The organism is Methanosarcina sp. UBA5 (assembly GCF_002505485.1).
GTDB lineage: Archaea > Halobacteriota > Methanosarcinia > Methanosarcinales > Methanosarcinaceae > Methanosarcina.
The window spans coordinates 46,760-62,644 of the sequence record NZ_DAVG01000103.1; the positions used below are offsets into that span (position 1 = coordinate 46,760).

Sequence of the window (15,885 nt, forward strand, 5' to 3'; positions counted from 1 at the left end):
AAGTGTTACCCATCAGTTACGTAATAGATATCTACGAACAGACCGAAGGCGAACCTGTACCGCCTTCAAAAACGGACTTGTCCCTTCCTCTGAAAAGAGCGTGGGAGTCTTGAACTCTCATTGTCGTGCCTGTAAAAACGGGTAAGAGTAAAAACGGGCCTCCGCCGTTGTTTCTTTCCCGTTTCATCCAGGCTGTTCTCCGGGAAGATGGATAACAACTGTTCTGGACTAAATTTACAGATCAAAACCACTATAAAGACAAATAAAACCCAGGAAAACTGAAAGAAAAGTAATCCTGAAATCCGAAAAATCTGAAATTGGGAAAGCTTGCGATCAAGAGAGCCTGGAATTGTATAAGGAGGAATCTGTATATGAAATTTCCAATAAAAAGAACAGACCGTGATATGTATAGCTGGGATCCATTTGATGAGGTCCGGAGAATGCAGAATTATATGGAACATATGTTCAGGACTTTTCCTGCAGTGGAAAGCCGATTCGGGACCGAAGCTTTCTCTCCGCTAACTGACGTTATGGAAGAAGATGATAAGGTAGTTGTGACAACCGACCTGCCCGGGGTTGACAGGGAAAATGTTGAGCTCAATCTAAAGGATAATGTTCTAGTAATCAGTGCAGGGAAAGGAAAAGAAGAAGAGGCTGAAAAAGAAGGTTACCTAAGGAAAGAACGGTCTTTCATGCGCTATTACCGTGAAATTCCTCTTCCCGACGGTGTAACCGAAGAAGGAGCAAATGCGCAGCTCAAAAACGGGGTCTTAACTGTCACCCTACCGAAAACAAAAGCCGTAGAGGGAAAAAGAATCCAGATTGAATGAACCGGCACTCAGGATAAGAATACTCAGTACCACGGTACCACAAATCCGGATAAGCCGGATTTTAACTTGATTTCAGCCTAAAAAACCTCAAGCTCCAAGAAACACCTGCAGGCAGGCTCAGGAATAGGATTCTGAAAGCCTGCAGACTGCCCACAGTAAAACAGAAGTTCAAAAATTCTTTCGTTTACTATTTTATTCGGAGCATCCACTCCCAGGCTCGTAAAATTTTGCAAAACTCAAGAATTTATAGAAACTTTAAGAATTTTTTCTGATAGGCTCTAAGCTCGCCACGCATAAAAATTTCCAATCTGGATTGACTACAGAAAAATGGTAGAATTGTCTAGATAAAAAATAAGAATAAAATGGCAGGCAAACCTGCCATTACTTTTGCTAGCACATATCTATATCTTCTTGTATTACTGCTCCTATGCGGCAATTATTACTTTGGTTGCAGCATTTGATTCTTTGCCATTGGTTACAGTTAATTTCACTACGTAAATCCCTCTAGTGTAGGTGTGACTTGGATTTAACTCGGTAGAGGTAGTTCCATCGCCAAAGTCCCACATTATTGTAGCTGCGTTGCTGGATTTATTTGTGAACTTAACTGTGAGAGGCGCACGTCCAGTCTGAGGGGTTGCTGTAAAACTTGCTATTGGTGAACCCAGAGGGACTTCCGTAACAGTTATTGTCTTGTTTGCGATGTCATAACCATCTTTGTTGCTTACATTCAGAGTAGCAGTAAATTTTCCTGCAGTAGCATAGGTATGGATTGGATTTTTATCGGCAGAGTAAGTCCCATCATCAAAATTCCATTTCCATTCAGTTGGACTGTTAGTGGATGTGTCAGTAAACTTCACAGTAAGAGGAGTTGTTCCTTCGGTCTTGTTCACTGTGAAGTTTGCATCTGGCGGTGTCGGTGCGCGGTTTACTTTAATATCCATTGATTTTTCAGCACTTGAACCATCACCATTTGTTGCAATCAGAGTAACCTGGTATGTTCCCTCACCATTGAATGTGTGTTCAGGATTCTGAACTGTTGATGTTTGACCATCTCTAAAATTCCACTTCCAACTGGTTGGGCTGTTGGTAGATGTGTCAGTAAACTTCACAGTAAGAGGAGCTGTTCCTACGGTTGGATTTGCGGTGAAGCCTGCAACTGGTGGCGTTAGTACGCGGTTTACTTTAATGTCCATTGATTTTTCAGCACTTGAACCATCACCATTTGTTGCAATCAGGGTAACCTTGTATGTTTCCTCACCACTGAATGTGTGTTCAGGATTCTGAACTGTTGATGTTTGACCATCTCCGAAACTCCACTTCCATTCGGTTGGGTGGTGGGTGGATGTGTCAGTGAATTTCACAGTAAGAGGGACTGTTCCTACGGTCGGATTTGCAGTGAAGCTTGCAACTGGTGGCGTTAGTACAGATTTTACGGTGATATTCATTGATCTTACATCGCTAGAACCGCCATCGTTTGTTGCAACTAGGGTAACAGTGTACGCTCCTTCTTCACTGAATGTGTGCTCAGGATTCTGCTCGATTGAGGTAGTTCCGTCTCCAAAGTCCCACTCCCATCTGGTTGGGCTGTTGGTGGACGTGTCAATGAACTTCACAGTAAGATCTGCAGTAAAGTATGCAACTGGCGTTAATAGTTCTGATTTTGAGGCATAAATCGTATTTCCATCCGGGCCTATGTTAATTCTGCCTCCGTTGGGTTCCGGTTCTTTAGAATAATCCGATAGAGGATAGCCTGCATCAATGCATGGGGAACTTACGCTGTCATTTACCCAATCGACCCCAGTCCATCGCCCTGTTTTTGATTTTAAATGGTAATCATGGTTGTTTCTGTCTGCATACTGCGGATCTGCCTGTATATCCCCCGATCCTGCATATATATTTGAAGAATAATCACCGCCAGGGTTGTTATATAAACAATTGTTCTGCAGAACAAAAGAGTGTGTATCGTTAAAGAAATTAGATATGCCAACTCCGTACCCGGCTGATGAATTTCGAGTGTTTGTTATAATATTATTTCTCGCTATAATAACATATCCTAAGCCATTCAGAGGTGAAGAATACACCTTTTTCTGTGCAATGCCAGCTCCATAGGCTCCATCGATTACATTGTTTTCAATAGTAGCGTTGAATCCATCGGACACTATTCCCCCAATGTTACCACTGCTGGTACTGGTTCCAGTATCATAGATCTGATTATGGTGAACATGGACATTTGTCGAGGAATTGAGATAAGATCCTGATCCAAAAATCCAGATTCCAGAAAGTGCAGTCCTGTATATAGTATTATTATACACCTCAATATTATCCATAATAAAACCATTTCCTTCCTTCTGAATCTGAATTCCTGCACCTCCAGAACCTTTAGATGTAATATTGTTACTGTAGAAGCACACATTGTTTGTGTTGTAAACTCTCAGTCCACTGTTTGTACTGCAGGTTATCTTGTTATTGTAAGCTTCTACATCTGTAGACTTAATGGTAGACAAAACATCATGTCCGAGTAAATATGCCTCATTGTCATGAAATTTTATGTTAGAACAATTATGGGTTCTCAGACCATCTCCAAGGTTATTAGTCAGATACATATCATGTACATCGACATTTTGACAATTGCTCAAGTTAATAAGGTCATAATAATTATTTCCGCTAATAACTTTGTTAGTTTTGTTAGTGTTGTTTTCGCTGTTTCCATCAATTGCAAAGCCCCTGATAATAATATTCTGGTTTCCTGAACTATTATTCTGAATCAGGGGTACATATTGTTTCCAGCCTGCGTTATCAGCCAGTTTGATAACAGCATTTGAGTCTCCTTCAAGAGTGGTATCGTTGCCGATTAGAAGTGTACCATTAATAACGTACGTGTACGATCCGTTAAGGTGAACAGTTGTATAATCAGGGTTTTCAGCCACGAACTTCAGAGCCTGATTGATCTGTTCATGATCGTCTGTTCCATCGCAGTTAAAATCGCCACCACCTACCGAAACGTAGACCGTTGGGGGGGTCATACATAAAACAGTAGGGACGTTTATTAGTATAGAAAGGCACATAAGAAAAAAGAGTATTAATATCCGGTTTTTCATTTATTTGTCTCCTCTAGTTACAAGTAAACATACCAATGTTGGCTGACCCACTTAGCTAGAAATTACCTGATGTGTCCATGGTAAGTTATAGCATGATATTTGTCAGTACCTGCAGCATTTTAGACAGTTGAGCTAAAAGCCTATCCCAAAATTCAAAATTTGTTTCTTGAGCCCGTATCTTGGATAATCATCAAGCTCATGATCACGGAATTAATGCTGGAAATCCTTGATGATTAGGAATAAAATGGCTTTTGGGAAAGCTCGAATAGAAATCCTTCAGGAACTCTGCCAACAGTACAAAAAAGATACATATTCAAACAATATAAATTTTTTTCTTTAGTTTAGAAAATGAATAGTTAAAGCTGTGGAGTCTACATGGTGTATTTTGAGTTTGAACTAGCTAAAAATCAGAAGTTAAAAATCAGAAGTGTGCATTAGAATAAGATTATGGAAAAGTTCGGGAGTTACCTGCAAAGAAGGCGACTGCGTAAATCCTATTTGGAGATCCCTGTCACATTCACTTGTATTCTAAGCTTGGATACATCAAGAAAAACACCCATAAAGCAGGAAAAGTAATAGTTCGACCACAAGTAATGTTACAAGAAATTATCCTTTGAGCAATGTTTTCCTCTGCGCTAGAAATCATCAATAGGAGTGAGGTTACCTTTTTCCCATTTTAATAAGCTGTACTCTTCTTAACCCCTCATTTAAATCTGTCATTTATGTAGAAGTTAGGGCCATGGCAAATAAATAGAGATCAAAACTTTCGACCTTACTGCAATTTTTCCTCAATAACCTCGCCCTGTGGTTCTTTTTCCTTGAAAATCTGCCCTTCGAAACAGGAGACTTCGGCCCCTTTGAGCCAGGCGTCAGGCGAAAGGCCAGCTTTCAGGCAGGTATGGCCCAGAAACTCGATAGAATCCATATTATACTCAGGGGCGACCTGAGGAAGCAAAAGTCCCTGACAATAGCCCTGCTTTACAATAAGTCCATGTTTTCCGATCTCTATACGCTCAGGAAGCTCTTCTGCAGGAGCATTAATCCTTTCAGGTGGGGTAAGAATTGTTACCTCAACAACTATCTCATCCAGCTCATCTTCTCTAACCGGAGGAAAACGCGGGTCCCGAGTTGCCGCAGAAATTGCAGAATCCATAATCGCATCCTCAAGCCTCGAATCAGGAAACGGATGCCCTATACAGCCCCTCAGAAGCCCGCTTTCTGTAAGTGTGACAAAAACCCCCCTTTTCTCCCCGAAAACCGGCGAAAGCTCAAAACCCAGTTCCTGAGGTTCCGGTAGCCTTTCTTCCGAGAGGAATGATTCGATCGTTTTCCTTGCAAGTTTAACTGCATCCCTGCCTTCAACATCTGTAAGCATATTTGAACCAACACCTCATTTTATCTTGAATTCTTGCCTGTAGCTCTTAACCAGCATCAGATGTAATTATTACCATTATTACTTGTATCAACTTTAAGTATTCCATCATTACCAGTACTAACTGTAAATATTACCAGCATTACCATTGTTAGCTGCAAAGCCAGCTATGATCTATTAAGGTTAGTATGATAATATGTACGTGGAAGCTAGTTAACAGTATGTTTATCAGAGCGGGTTAAAGTATATCTCCAGAATTTCAATTTAAAGGAACTGGAAGAAGAGAAGAACTGTTTTAAAAAAGAAAAGTCAGGGAGTTCGGCAGAAAGGGACTCCCAAATAGAAAGTTATTTTCACAAATACCAGAACTTGCAAGAAACAGGGCAATTAGAATTTCTTAGCTTCCTCATATCTCTTAGCTGCAGCCTTCAGAGCCTCTACACCCGGAAGCTTTACTCCTGAGAGATAATCGATTAATGCCCCACCACCTGTACTGATGTGAGAGAAACGGTGTGCAAGCCCGAGATGATCGACTTCTGCCGAAATATGCCCACCGCCAATGATTGAAAACTCGGATTTAGTAGCAGCTTTTATAATCTCGTGTGTTCCAAGGGCAAAATCAGCAACTTCGGAAACCCCTGCAGGGCCGTTTAAGATAACAGTTTTTGCACTTTCGATTTCACTTGTAAAGTTCACAATGGTTTCAAGCCCAATATCATTTATAGGGAGAGAATTGGAATTAAGTTCCGAAACAGGCACTTCAACCCGTTTCTTATTGTCATTTAAAGCCACGTCCCTGGGGAGGCCAACTTTATCTTTGAATTTCGCAAGCATACCTTTTGCTTTTTCGATCTGGTCTTCATAGCCCTGAGATTTGATGAAGTCTAGATTTACTTTTCCAATATCTACACCGGATGCCGCAAGCGCCACATTTGCTACTACTCCGGTCAGGAGTACCCGGTCCGCCCCTCCGTTTGCAAGCACATTTTCCGCCACCCGGAGCGAATCGTCGACTTTTGCTCCTCCGAGCACGAAAATCGTTGGCCTTTCTCCTCCTTTGATCCCTCGATCAAGAGATGTGAGCTCCTTTTCCATGACCCTTCCGGCTCCTGTCGGGAGAACCTCAGTAAATCCGACTACGGAAAGTTGAGACCTGTGAGACACGGCAAAGGCGTCATTAAGGAAGATATCCACAAAAGGTGCTAGTTTTTTAACCGGAAAGGTTTTTGCCTGTTCTGCTGGAGTTCTTTCGAGGCTTTCTTCGGAATAGAACCTTACATTTTCGAGCAGGATGACATCTCCATTTTCCATAGAAGCAATCCTAGTCTTTGCGTAAGTTCCGAAAATATCATCTACATAAAGAACCTGTTTTCCCAAGTATTTGGACATCAGGTTGGCATGAGGCTTCATTGTAGTAAAGTCTTTTTTTCCGGGCCTACTCTGGTGTGCAAGCAAAACAACTTTTGCATCCTCAAGATCCTTCAAGGTGGCAATATGGCTTCGGATCCTCATATCATCCAGAATATTACCCTGTGGATCCATAGGGGAGTTCAGGTCAACCCTTACAAGAATTGTCTTTCCGTGTGTGTCAAAATCATCGATTGTAAGAAAGTTTCTAGAAGTCATACCTCAGCGCACCTTTGTGAATGAGATTTTATATAGATTAGAGAATAAAATTTGACGGTAAATTTTAGAGAATTTTTTATCATTATAATAGTGTTTATGTTTGTCATGGAATTTTTTCCATAAATAAGTTTGTTTGTGTACAGGTCTCATGAGATGGATTACGAATTTTAGATAAAAATCTGAAGCAAAAACTAGCCATATAATTTAATAATGTATAGGATTACAGAAAAAAAATATTAAAGGAGGTAGAAGGCGACGACATATGAAAAGGATAACCGTAGAGATTTTGAAGAAAGAATAAGAATGATGGTGGAAGCGGGATATGAAACTGTTGCAAGGGAGATAATTAAATGCACCCGGTGCCCGCTCCATAAAAGTGCAATTAGAAGAGTCATAGGAAAAGGATCCTGTAATCCGAAAGTTTTCTTCATAGGAGAAGCCCCCGGAAAAAACGAAAATGAAACTGGAATTCCGTTTTACGGAAGGGCAGGAAAAGAGCTGGATAAAATGATCGAGTACATGGGGCTTTCCGAAGAAGACTGGATGGTAACAAATACGGTCAAATGTCACCCGCCTGAAAACCGAAAGCCAAGGACAAACGAGATTGAGTGCTGCAAACCCTTCCTGCTTTCCCAGATAATCCTGCTTAACCCGAAAATCATAATCCTTCTTGGCAATACAGCCGAGAAGTCCTTTTGCCCCGGAAGAAAACTCGAATGGGGAGTTCCTGTAGAACACGAAGGAAGAATGATCCTGAAACTTTACCATCCTGCAGCCCTGATTTATACGTCTTCAAAGAAAGAGACCCAGCGTGCTTTCATTGACAAAAACCGTGAGTTATGGAGCTGAATGCCCCGGACGACAGTTATGCCATTGCAAACAAAGTAACAGAAATTTACCAGCCACAGAGTTACCAGCCACAGAATTACCAGCTTGAATGTTCTCACCTCTGGAATCCCGGAATAAAGCTTTGTAACTCGTTGATTTTATCCTTCAAAAAATAGAATGACACGGTCCGACACGGTCTCTGAACAATATATCAATTCACAAATTATAAATATCGAGATTTTTACTCTATTATTGGGTTTGTGTGGCGGTTAGGGACAAGAGTTTGAATAAAAAAATCGAGATCTAATGTCGTAAATCTAAGATCCTGACATCTAATCTCTTAGCATCTAAGATTCAAATCTTGTGCCGTAACATCTAATATTCAAATATCTGATGTCAAAGCATCTATGTTTCAAAATGAGATCCTGAACGCAGATGCCTTAACGCCTTACATCAAATTCCCGGATATACAGACGAAATTAATTATTTTATGTAGTTTTCCGGGGAAAGATTCCTCGGGAGGGGGTAGTATGGCCATGGTGAAAATGTCTCCTGATGTATTTTCGTGTTCTGATGACAAGGGAAACTTGGAAATCCAGATTAATCTGCCTGGAGTAAAGAAAGAGAATATTGAACTAAAGATGGTTGAGGAAGGCTTTTTCATAAGAGCAAAAAGAGAAGAGACCGGGGTTGAATACGCCGGAACTTACGCATTCTGCTGTGGGGTTGTCCCTCAAAAAGCGGTCGCCAGATATTGTGATGGAAAACTGTTTGTGATAGTGCCTTACAGGGAAACCTCAGAGACTGTAAATGTTGAAATTCAGTAAAAAGTCGGAGTAACGAAACCATTATCGATATTAGTATTAGCACTGCAAATTGAGCTTTAAATCTGGAAAGAATACGGTGGAGGGAGAATGCATCCAGTAATTGACTATAAAGAGTGCACCGGGGCTCTTGCCTGCTACGAAGTTTGCCCTGCAGAAGTTTTTGATATCGAAGAAATAGATAGGGTGAAAAGAGCAGTTGTAGCCCGCCCGGAAAACTGCATAGAATGCAATCAGTGTGTCGAAGCCTGCCCGGAAGATGCCATTGAACTTGTTGAAGATTAAATTGAAAAATTTTCCTCGTAATTCTTTGGGATTAACTCTCAGAAGGTTGTTCTCCTGTTAGTGATCAAGTTCAAGCGACGAACTAAAATCTGGGTTCTAGAAAACTAACCAATTCTGGGAAAGTAGCTCGGATATTTGAAAAAAGTAAAAAACGCATACCAGAAGACACAGATGAAGGAAAACGGATAATAAGGCATGTTTTAAAGATATTAAGGAACACAATATAACAAATGGCTGTGTTAAATATATATAAATATTTTTAGAACGTTAGACTCGAGGCTGATTGAAAAGCAAGGGAAAAAAATAAATTTCCCTTGCTTAGGACTGTGGGTTAAATAACAAGAGGTATCAACATAATTGCATTATTACTTCATCTTTTTTACAAATACAGCTGTCCCTAGTACTGCTACAAGTACCCAAATAGGGCTTAGAAAAGGAGCATCTTTTGATGCTTTAGTAGGGATTGATTCTCGTTCCTGATTACCTACTGTTCCTACGTTTGCAGCCATCCCGGTATCATTTGTCTGGTTCTGGGTTCGAGTTATAGGGTTTAAAAAAAAAGTACTGTTTGATTCAGTAGTAGAACTGAACTTTGTTACCGGACCAATTTTAACAACAGTGGGGTATCCTCCTACAGGCACCGTAGTATTAACTTTGTTTGTGGCTGTGTCAATTACAGAAGTAGTGTTACTCCCATAGTTCACTACATAAACCTCATTTCCATCTGGGGTGACCGCAACTTCGTGAGGAGCTGATCCCACACTCACTCTGTCTATAAACTCGTTTTTGGCTGTGTCAATTACATCAACACTGCCTTTAATTGAAGTTACATCAATATCACCTTTACCTGAGTATCCACCAGGCATATCTACCGCTACGTATACTCTTGTTCCATCCGGACTGACTGCAATTCCCATAGGACAGCTTCCCACATTTACTGTTGCTGTAACAGTGTTTGTCGACGTGTCAATTACAGAAACAGTACCCTTGTAGTAAGGATAACTGTTAGAATTAACCACATACACCTTTGCTCCATCCGGACTAACTGCAATTCCCTGTGGAGCTTTTTCCACATTTACCGTCGCTGTAATAGTATTTGTTACTGTATCAATTATAGAAACGTTACCTTGGTAGTCAGGAGGAATGCCGAAGTTCATCAAATATGCCTTTTTTCCATCAGGAGCGACTTCAACGTCCATAGGATAGTTACCTACTTTTACTATGGCTGTAACATTGTTTGTTGCCGTGTCAATTACAGAGATAGTTTTGCTTTCAACGTTCGTCACATACACTTTCGTTCCATCTGGATTGACTGCAACTCTTGTAGGATAACTTCCTACGTATACTGTATCTATTACTTTATTTTTGACTGCATCAATTACAGAGACACTGTTGCTCATGCAGTTTGTCACATATACTCTTGTTCCGTCCGGGCTAACTGCAATTCCCTGTGGACTGCTTCCCGTATTTACCGTAGCTACAACTTTGTCTGTAGCAGTGTCAATTACAGAAACATTGTTACCATCTATATTTGCAACATATGCAAATGGTGATGCACCTGCGACACCTAATAGCATTAAAATCGAGAGTGCTGTTATTTCAAAAGCTTTTGAGATGTTACATCCTCTACATGCTTTATTAAATATTACAATAGATGAGGGTGAAAACGAAAATATGGAAACTGCTATTATTGATATAATTTTACTTTTCATCTATTTTCCCCGATCAGTACTTGTCTATGATAGTAGCTGGTTCAAGATGATAATTTAATAATTATAAGATAAGTGTTATAATTTGATTAATATACACGCCTTCTCCTGCTGTAACCTAAATTCCGCTTTTTTAAGCCTATAAACTTCTCACGGTAACTGATTATGCTAATTTTTAAGCCTATAAACTTCAGGCTCTAAAACTCAAGATATAATTCTGTATAATGTTTTTCTAGTGTATCGATTCCAAAACACCTTCATTGACTTGAGATCTTAATTTATTCATTAATTAATAAATTCTTTTTCAATGATGGATTCATTCTGGAATCGATACGCTAGTTTGTTTTTTTAAGGTGGGTGGTGCAGGTAGTTAGCTATTAGAGTTTTCTCTGAAAACAAGACTTCCCAGGTTAGATTTGTTTACTCCACTGACGATTTTCTCAAGTGTGAATCCTCCGATTTTATCTCCAACTTTGAGGGTTTTGGCATTTGCATAGTCAATCAGCCAGATTCCGTCAATCTGAACAACACTGTCGTTTCCACTTTGAGAGACGTCGCTAACATGGACTTTCAGGACAGGAACATCGTCTTCGCCTTGAATTTTGTCAAGGAAGCAAGTCCAATTCTCACCAGCTGAAAAGATAGTATCATCTACATATTTTCCATTCTTATCGAATTCAAGCCAAGCCTTCTTTCCGTCAACATCGATCTCCTTGACCTGGATACTGTATCCATTGCAGAGATCAAGTTTTTCGCCGGTCTTCAGGGTGTGTTTGTCACCGCTATCAAGAACGAGCCTGGCAAGCTTGTTAACATGACATTTCCAGATTGGATCATAATTAGCAACCAATGGAACGTTTTTTTCTCCAAATAAATCAATTACTGGGTATTGTTCATTAGACCAGCTATTGCATTCATAACTGGCGCTGACAACACTACAAATACTATCTTTACTGCAATTATTGTCTGCCGCACTTCCGGTGTTTACTGCTATTGAAATTAATAGAGTAAGAGCAACCAGTGCAATTGCTTTATAATTTTTCATTTTACTGTTCCTCCTTGTTCCTGCTATCTGCAGGTTGTTAAGCACGTCCTCTGGACTTTAATTCGTCCAGGGGGCCTTAACTGTAGTTAGTTTTTTATTTTTTGTCTGGATCTTCAAAATCTAGCATAGTTTCCACTAATCGTTGACAGATATCGATCAAAAACTAGGGAACAATATAAAGTCTTTCGACAAGACCCAAATTTTATTGCTAGACCGATAAAAACATGAAGTAAGGAAATTAGGCTTTGTAGAAATCTTCTTGGAGTAGTCTTAAATACATGTGACTCAAGATGTGGGCTGGATTTTCGATAATTGAAGATGATCCGTTTCTGTCTATCTGAAGAGGATTTCTACAGAGCTGGAAACTGTCTGTTGATTTTTTATACTGTGGTGTTTTATGCTTTTGCAGAGTTGGGTTCTTCTTCAGCTAAAAATTTGCTTGTGATAAACTTCCAAATGTCCAAGGACCATAAAGTAGATGGGCTTGTACTCTTATTAGTGGGTACAACTGGTTCCTCTTCGGGGGTAGGTGAAGAAGAATCAATAGCTTGAGAGTTCTTGAAAGCAAGACTCCCCAGGTTAGATGAGTTTGTACCGTTAACTATTTTTTCAAGCGTGAATTCTCCGATTTTATCCCCAATCTTAAGGGTTCTCGCATTTGCATAATCAACTAGCCATATCCCGTCAATCTGAACGACACTGTCGTTTCCATCTTGATATATGTCGCTAACATAGACTTTCAGAACAGGAATATTGTCTTCGCCTTGAATATTATTACGTAAACAAGTCCAATTCTGATTATCAGGTTCAGTTGAAAGGATAGTGCCATCTACATATTGTCCATTTTTATCAAATTCAAGCAAAGCCTTCTTTCCTTCAATGTCGATCTGCCTGACCTGGATACTGTAACCCTGGCCGAGATCAAGATTTTCGTCAGTCTTCAGGGTAAATTTGTCATCGCTATCAAGAATGAGCCTGGCAAGCTTGTCAACATGACATTGCCAGATTGGGTCGTTATGAGGATCCCATGCTGGGCCGTTATTGGCAAGTAATGAAACCTGTTTTTCTCCAAATAAATTGATTAATGGATACTGGTTAGACCAGCTGTCGCATTCATAACTGGTGCCAACAATGTTACAGACTACAGAAGATCCAGTCGCATTTTCGAAAACAAGGCTCCCAAGGTTAGATAAATTTGTTCCGTTGACTATATTTTCAAGCGTGAATTCTCCTATTTTATCCCCGATTTTAAGTGTTCTGGCATTTGCATAGTCAGTGAGCCATATCCCGTCAATCTCGACGTCATTATATTCGACTACATTAACGCCATTATCTTCTGTTAATAAGCCGATACTGTTAATGTGAACTCTCATGACAATAACGTTTTTTTCACCCTGAACATTGTCAAGGGCAACAGTCCATGTTCCATTGTCGTCATTGATTGAAACAATTTGATCAGCAATATGTTGTCCGTCCCTGGTAAATTCAAGCCAGGCTTTCTTATCGCGAATATTGATCTGTTTGGCTTCGAGAGCATAGCCCTGGCCGAGATCGAGTTTTTCACCGTCTTTGAGAGTGTGAAGTTCATTACTGTCAACAATCAACTTGGCAAGCTTGTTAACGTGTGCATTTGAGATATTTCCGTTAGTGGTAAACAACGGAACTTCTTTCTCTCCAAATAAATCGATCACTGGATATTGTTCATTAGGCCCCCATTTATAACTGGTACTAACAACATTACAAACGTTGGTTATATTGCTTACATTATCTGCTGTGTTTGCAGTGTCTGCTGTACTTGTAGTGTCTGCTGAGTTTACAGTGTCTGCTGTAACATTAGACCAGCTGTCGCATTTATAATTGGTACCGACAACATTACAAGCTACTGAAGATCCCGTAGTATTTTCAAAAACAAGACCTCCCATGTTAGAAGTGTTTACTCCGCTGATGATTTTCTCAAGAGTGAATTCTCCTATTTTATCTCCTACTTTGAGAGTCGTGGTATTTGTATAGTCAGTAAGCCAGATGCCGTCAATCCAAACGACTCTGGTTTCCGCACCCACAAATAGATTCTTGATATGAACTTTCATGACAACGATATTATTTTCACCCTGAACATTGTCAAGGGTAACAGTCCATGTCCTATTGCCTTCATTACTGGATGAGACTATTTGATCAGCGATATATTTTCCATCCTTACTGAACTCAAACCATATTTTCCCATTGTCAATATTGATCTGCTTGGCTTCAAGAGCGTATCCATTGCCAAGATCGAGTTTTTCACCGTCTTTGAGGGTGTAAGTCTCATTACTGTCAAGAATCAACTTGGCAAGCTTGTTAACATGTATATTACCAATATTTCCATCAGTGGTAAACAGTGGAATCTCTTTTTCTCCAAATAAATCGATTAATGGATATTGCTCGTTAGACCAGTTCTCGCTTTTATAATCGGTGCCGTCTATATCGCAAACGTTGGTTATACTGCTTGCATCATCTGCTGCGTTTGCATTATATGCAACAACTGAAATTAGGGTAGCAAAGGCAGCCAGCAAAAACACTGTATTTTTCTTCATTATGTTGTTTCCTCCTTATTTTAGTATTTTTTTGGATATTCCAAACTAGCGGAATCCCCTTTAACATTTAACCGTAATCAACAACTTCTAAACTGTAAAAATTTCAAATATTATGAAAGCGGTTCATTTTGAAATTATTTAAATTCAAAAAACTTATTTCACTAAATCCGTATCTTGACAATCTAAATATATTAATTAATAAAAAGAGGAGGCATTCACTGCTCCACCTCCTTTAAGTATCACCAGTGCCTTTTCTGCATTGATTCTGACGTTTTTGTATTCGTCTTTGTCAGTGCTGATCCGACTCAAACCTTTGATAGCTTCGGGTCCTCCCAATTCCCCAAGAACTTGAACTTCCGAGACTCTGACATCCGGCTCTCTTTCGGTCTCAAGAGCCTTAATAAGAGGCTCAACCGCTTTTCTGTCGCCAATTTTTCCAAGTCCGATTGCAGCACCTTGTCTTACCTTATAATTTTCATCCCCAAGCAAGGAAATCAAAGGATCAACCGCACGGGTATCTCCGATTTCCATAAGGGAATAAACAATTTCTGTTCTTATATGCCAGTTCTCATTTCCAAGAGCGGCAATAAGAGCGTCTGCAGCCTCGGGACCTTTACATCTCCCCAGAGCATGGATAGCAGTCTCGGAGAGAGTAGAATCTTTAGACTGAATGAGCTCTGCAAGAAGTGGTATCGCTTTTTTGCTTTCGATATTTCCAAGAGAACCGGCGGCAGCTGCCTGTACCTCGACTTTGCTATCTCCGAGAGCATTAATTAGGGGCTCTTCGGTCTGGGAAATTTCCTCAGGCTCTTTAAAATGACCCAAAGCATATGCAGTTTCTCTGCGCACGTCTGGAACCTGATCATTCAGCATCCGAACCAGAATAGGAACGGCAGCAGGATCCTGAATATGCTCATATACAGCTACGGCATTGGTCCGGGTTGTAGGGTTTTTGCTGTCCAGCAGTTTAATGAGTTTCCCGAACACATATTCACCTTTAATACGGCCAAGACTGGAAGCTGCAGAACTCCCAATTTCTTTATCGGATAATAGATTCAGGAGGGTGTCAACTGCCCGTGGATCTCCTATTTCTCCAAGGGCAAATACAGCCTCAGAGCGTATATTCGAATTGCCAGTATAGCGCATATCCGAATCGCCATCATAGCTTATACCTGCATCATCGCGTTTCAAAACCTCACAAAGAGGTTCAGTAGCCCTGGGATCTTTCAACATTCCAAGTGCAATTACCGTATAGCGAACTACCCCTCCATTTTCATCTTTCAAAAGTTCAGTAAGGGGCTCAACAGCTTCAATGGCTTGAAGTTGGCCAAGTGAAAAAGTTGCATTCATACGAACTTCCGGAACCGGATCTTTAAGAGCTTCTATTAACGAGTTTGTAGCTTTTTTGTCACCTATTATTCCAAGATCTTGGGCAGCAAGACTTCGAACCTGCGGATTCTCGTCTTTTAAAGCTTTTATAAGGGGGTCTACTGCAGGTTCCCCAATCTCACAAAGTTCATTAGCTGAAACCGAACTGACTCTCTCGTCCTGGTCCCCGAGACCCTGAACTAATGTATTCACCCTGGCTTCTACAGGATCTTTACCGAGACAGCCAGCACAGATTCCGAAAAGCAAAAGCATAAGAACCAAAAGTTTTGTGCTCTTGCAACTGAAAAGCTCATCTCTTTTTATCATATG

13 protein-coding genes are annotated in these 15,885 nt (G+C 40.3%); 4 read left to right on the forward strand and 9 right to left on the reverse strand.

Annotation, left to right across the window (positions count from 1 at the left end):
- Positions 1 to 31: 31 nt before the first annotated feature.
- Complete coding sequence (locus BP621_RS11965; protein ID WP_292390221.1) at positions 32 to 187, reverse strand: hypothetical protein; 156 nt, start codon at positions 185 to 187, stop codon at positions 32 to 34.
- A gap of 184 nt (positions 188 to 371) precedes the next feature.
- On the opposite strand from BP621_RS11965, the gene BP621_RS11970 reads away from it, so the two are divergent.
- Entirely contained in the window at positions 372 to 830 is a 459-nt protein-coding gene (locus BP621_RS11970; RefSeq protein ID WP_292390223.1) for an Hsp20/alpha crystallin family protein, read from the forward strand.
- A gap of 77 nt (positions 831 to 907) precedes the next feature.
- Here BP621_RS11970 and BP621_RS11975 read toward each other — a convergent pair whose 3' ends face one another.
- From BP621_RS11975 to BP621_RS11990, 4 genes are all read right to left on the reverse strand, one after another.
- Positions 908 to 1,063 carry a hypothetical protein gene (locus BP621_RS11975; RefSeq protein WP_292390225.1) on the reverse strand — a complete coding sequence of 52 codons (156 nt, stop codon included), beginning with the start codon at positions 1,061 to 1,063 and terminating at the stop codon, positions 908 to 910.
- A 192-nt stretch (positions 1,064 to 1,255) separates the two neighbouring features.
- Complete coding sequence (locus BP621_RS11980) at positions 1,256 to 3,853, reverse strand: PKD domain-containing protein (protein ID WP_292390226.1); 2,598 nt, start codon at positions 3,851 to 3,853, stop codon at positions 1,256 to 1,258.
- Positions 3,854 to 4,700: 847 nt separating this feature from the next.
- Positions 4,701 to 5,303 carry a TIGR00296 family protein gene (locus BP621_RS11985; RefSeq protein ID WP_292390229.1) on the reverse strand — a complete coding sequence of 201 codons (603 nt, stop codon included), beginning with the start codon at positions 5,301 to 5,303 and terminating at the stop codon, positions 4,701 to 4,703.
- Positions 5,304 to 5,687: 384 nt separating this feature from the next.
- Positions 5,688 to 6,926, reverse strand: a complete 1,239-nt coding sequence (locus BP621_RS11990) for a phosphoglycerate kinase (RefSeq protein WP_292390231.1) — start codon at positions 6,924 to 6,926, stop codon at positions 5,688 to 5,690.
- A gap of 303 nt (positions 6,927 to 7,229) precedes the next feature.
- Here BP621_RS11990 and BP621_RS11995 point away from each other — a divergent pair, with 303 nt between their 5' ends.
- The 3 genes from BP621_RS11995 (at position 7,230) to BP621_RS12005 (ending at position 8,863) form a co-directional block, all read left to right on the forward strand.
- Complete coding sequence (locus tag BP621_RS11995) at positions 7,230 to 7,775, forward strand: uracil-DNA glycosylase (protein WP_292390235.1); 546 nt, start codon at positions 7,230 to 7,232, stop codon at positions 7,773 to 7,775.
- A 509-nt stretch (positions 7,776 to 8,284) separates the two neighbouring features.
- The gene (locus tag BP621_RS12000; protein ID WP_292390238.1) at positions 8,285 to 8,581 is read left to right on the forward strand and encodes an Hsp20/alpha crystallin family protein; all 297 of its coding nucleotides are present in this window, start codon (positions 8,285 to 8,287) and stop codon (positions 8,579 to 8,581) included.
- Positions 8,582 to 8,668: 87 nt separating this feature from the next.
- A complete protein-coding gene (locus tag BP621_RS12005; protein ID WP_292390240.1) occupies positions 8,669 to 8,863 on the forward strand; it encodes a 4Fe-4S dicluster domain-containing protein in 195 nt (64 codons plus the stop codon).
- A 365-nt stretch (positions 8,864 to 9,228) separates the two neighbouring features.
- Here BP621_RS12005 and BP621_RS12010 read toward each other — a convergent pair whose 3' ends face one another.
- From BP621_RS12010 to BP621_RS12025, 4 genes are all read right to left on the reverse strand, one after another.
- A complete protein-coding gene (locus BP621_RS12010) occupies positions 9,229 to 10,575 on the reverse strand; it encodes a YncE family protein (RefSeq protein ID WP_292390242.1) in 1,347 nt (448 codons plus the stop codon).
- A gap of 367 nt (positions 10,576 to 10,942) precedes the next feature.
- Complete coding sequence (locus BP621_RS12015) at positions 10,943 to 11,617, reverse strand: S-layer protein domain-containing protein (RefSeq protein WP_292390244.1); 675 nt, start codon at positions 11,615 to 11,617, stop codon at positions 10,943 to 10,945.
- 395 nt (positions 11,618 to 12,012) lie between these two features.
- Complete coding sequence (locus tag BP621_RS12020; RefSeq protein WP_292390247.1) at positions 12,013 to 14,187, reverse strand: S-layer protein domain-containing protein; 2,175 nt, start codon at positions 14,185 to 14,187, stop codon at positions 12,013 to 12,015.
- Between the two features lie 195 nt (positions 14,188 to 14,382).
- Positions 14,383 to 15,882, reverse strand: a complete 1,500-nt coding sequence (locus BP621_RS12025; protein ID WP_292390339.1) for a HEAT repeat domain-containing protein — start codon at positions 15,880 to 15,882, stop codon at positions 14,383 to 14,385.
- Positions 15,883 to 15,885: the final 3 nt, after the last annotated feature.

What these genes read in the sequence shown, in the direction of transcription:
- BP621_RS12020 (WP_292390247.1), bottom strand. Translation starts at nt 14,187, where the DNA reads ATGAAGAAAAATACAGTGTTTTTGCTGGCTGCCTTTGCTACCCTAATT.
- BP621_RS11965 (WP_292390221.1), bottom strand. Translation starts at nt 187, where the DNA reads ATGAAACGGGAAAGAAACAACGGCGGAGGCCCGTTTTTACTCTTACCC.
- BP621_RS11990 (WP_292390231.1), bottom strand. Translation starts at nt 6,926, where the DNA reads ATGACTTCTAGAAACTTTCTTACAATCGATGATTTTGACACACACGGA.
- BP621_RS12005 (WP_292390240.1), top strand. Translation starts at nt 8,669, where the DNA reads ATGCATCCAGTAATTGACTATAAAGAGTGCACCGGGGCTCTTGCCTGC.
- BP621_RS11995 (WP_292390235.1), top strand. Translation starts at nt 7,230, where the DNA reads ATGATGGTGGAAGCGGGATATGAAACTGTTGCAAGGGAGATAATTAAA.
- BP621_RS11970 (WP_292390223.1), top strand. Translation starts at nt 372, where the DNA reads ATGAAATTTCCAATAAAAAGAACAGACCGTGATATGTATAGCTGGGAT.
- BP621_RS12000 (WP_292390238.1), top strand. Translation starts at nt 8,285, where the DNA reads ATGGCCATGGTGAAAATGTCTCCTGATGTATTTTCGTGTTCTGATGAC.
- BP621_RS11985 (WP_292390229.1), bottom strand. Translation starts at nt 5,303, where the DNA reads ATGCTTACAGATGTTGAAGGCAGGGATGCAGTTAAACTTGCAAGGAAA.
- BP621_RS12015 (WP_292390244.1), bottom strand. Translation starts at nt 11,617, where the DNA reads ATGAAAAATTATAAAGCAATTGCACTGGTTGCTCTTACTCTATTAATT.
- BP621_RS12025 (WP_292390339.1), bottom strand. Translation starts at nt 15,882, where the DNA reads ATGATAAAAAGAGATGAGCTTTTCAGTTGCAAGAGCACAAAACTTTTG.
- BP621_RS12010 (WP_292390242.1), bottom strand. Translation starts at nt 10,575, where the DNA reads ATGAAAAGTAAAATTATATCAATAATAGCAGTTTCCATATTTTCGTTT.
- BP621_RS11980 (WP_292390226.1), bottom strand. Translation starts at nt 3,853, where the DNA reads ATGACCCCCCCAACGGTCTACGTTTCGGTAGGTGGTGGCGATTTTAAC.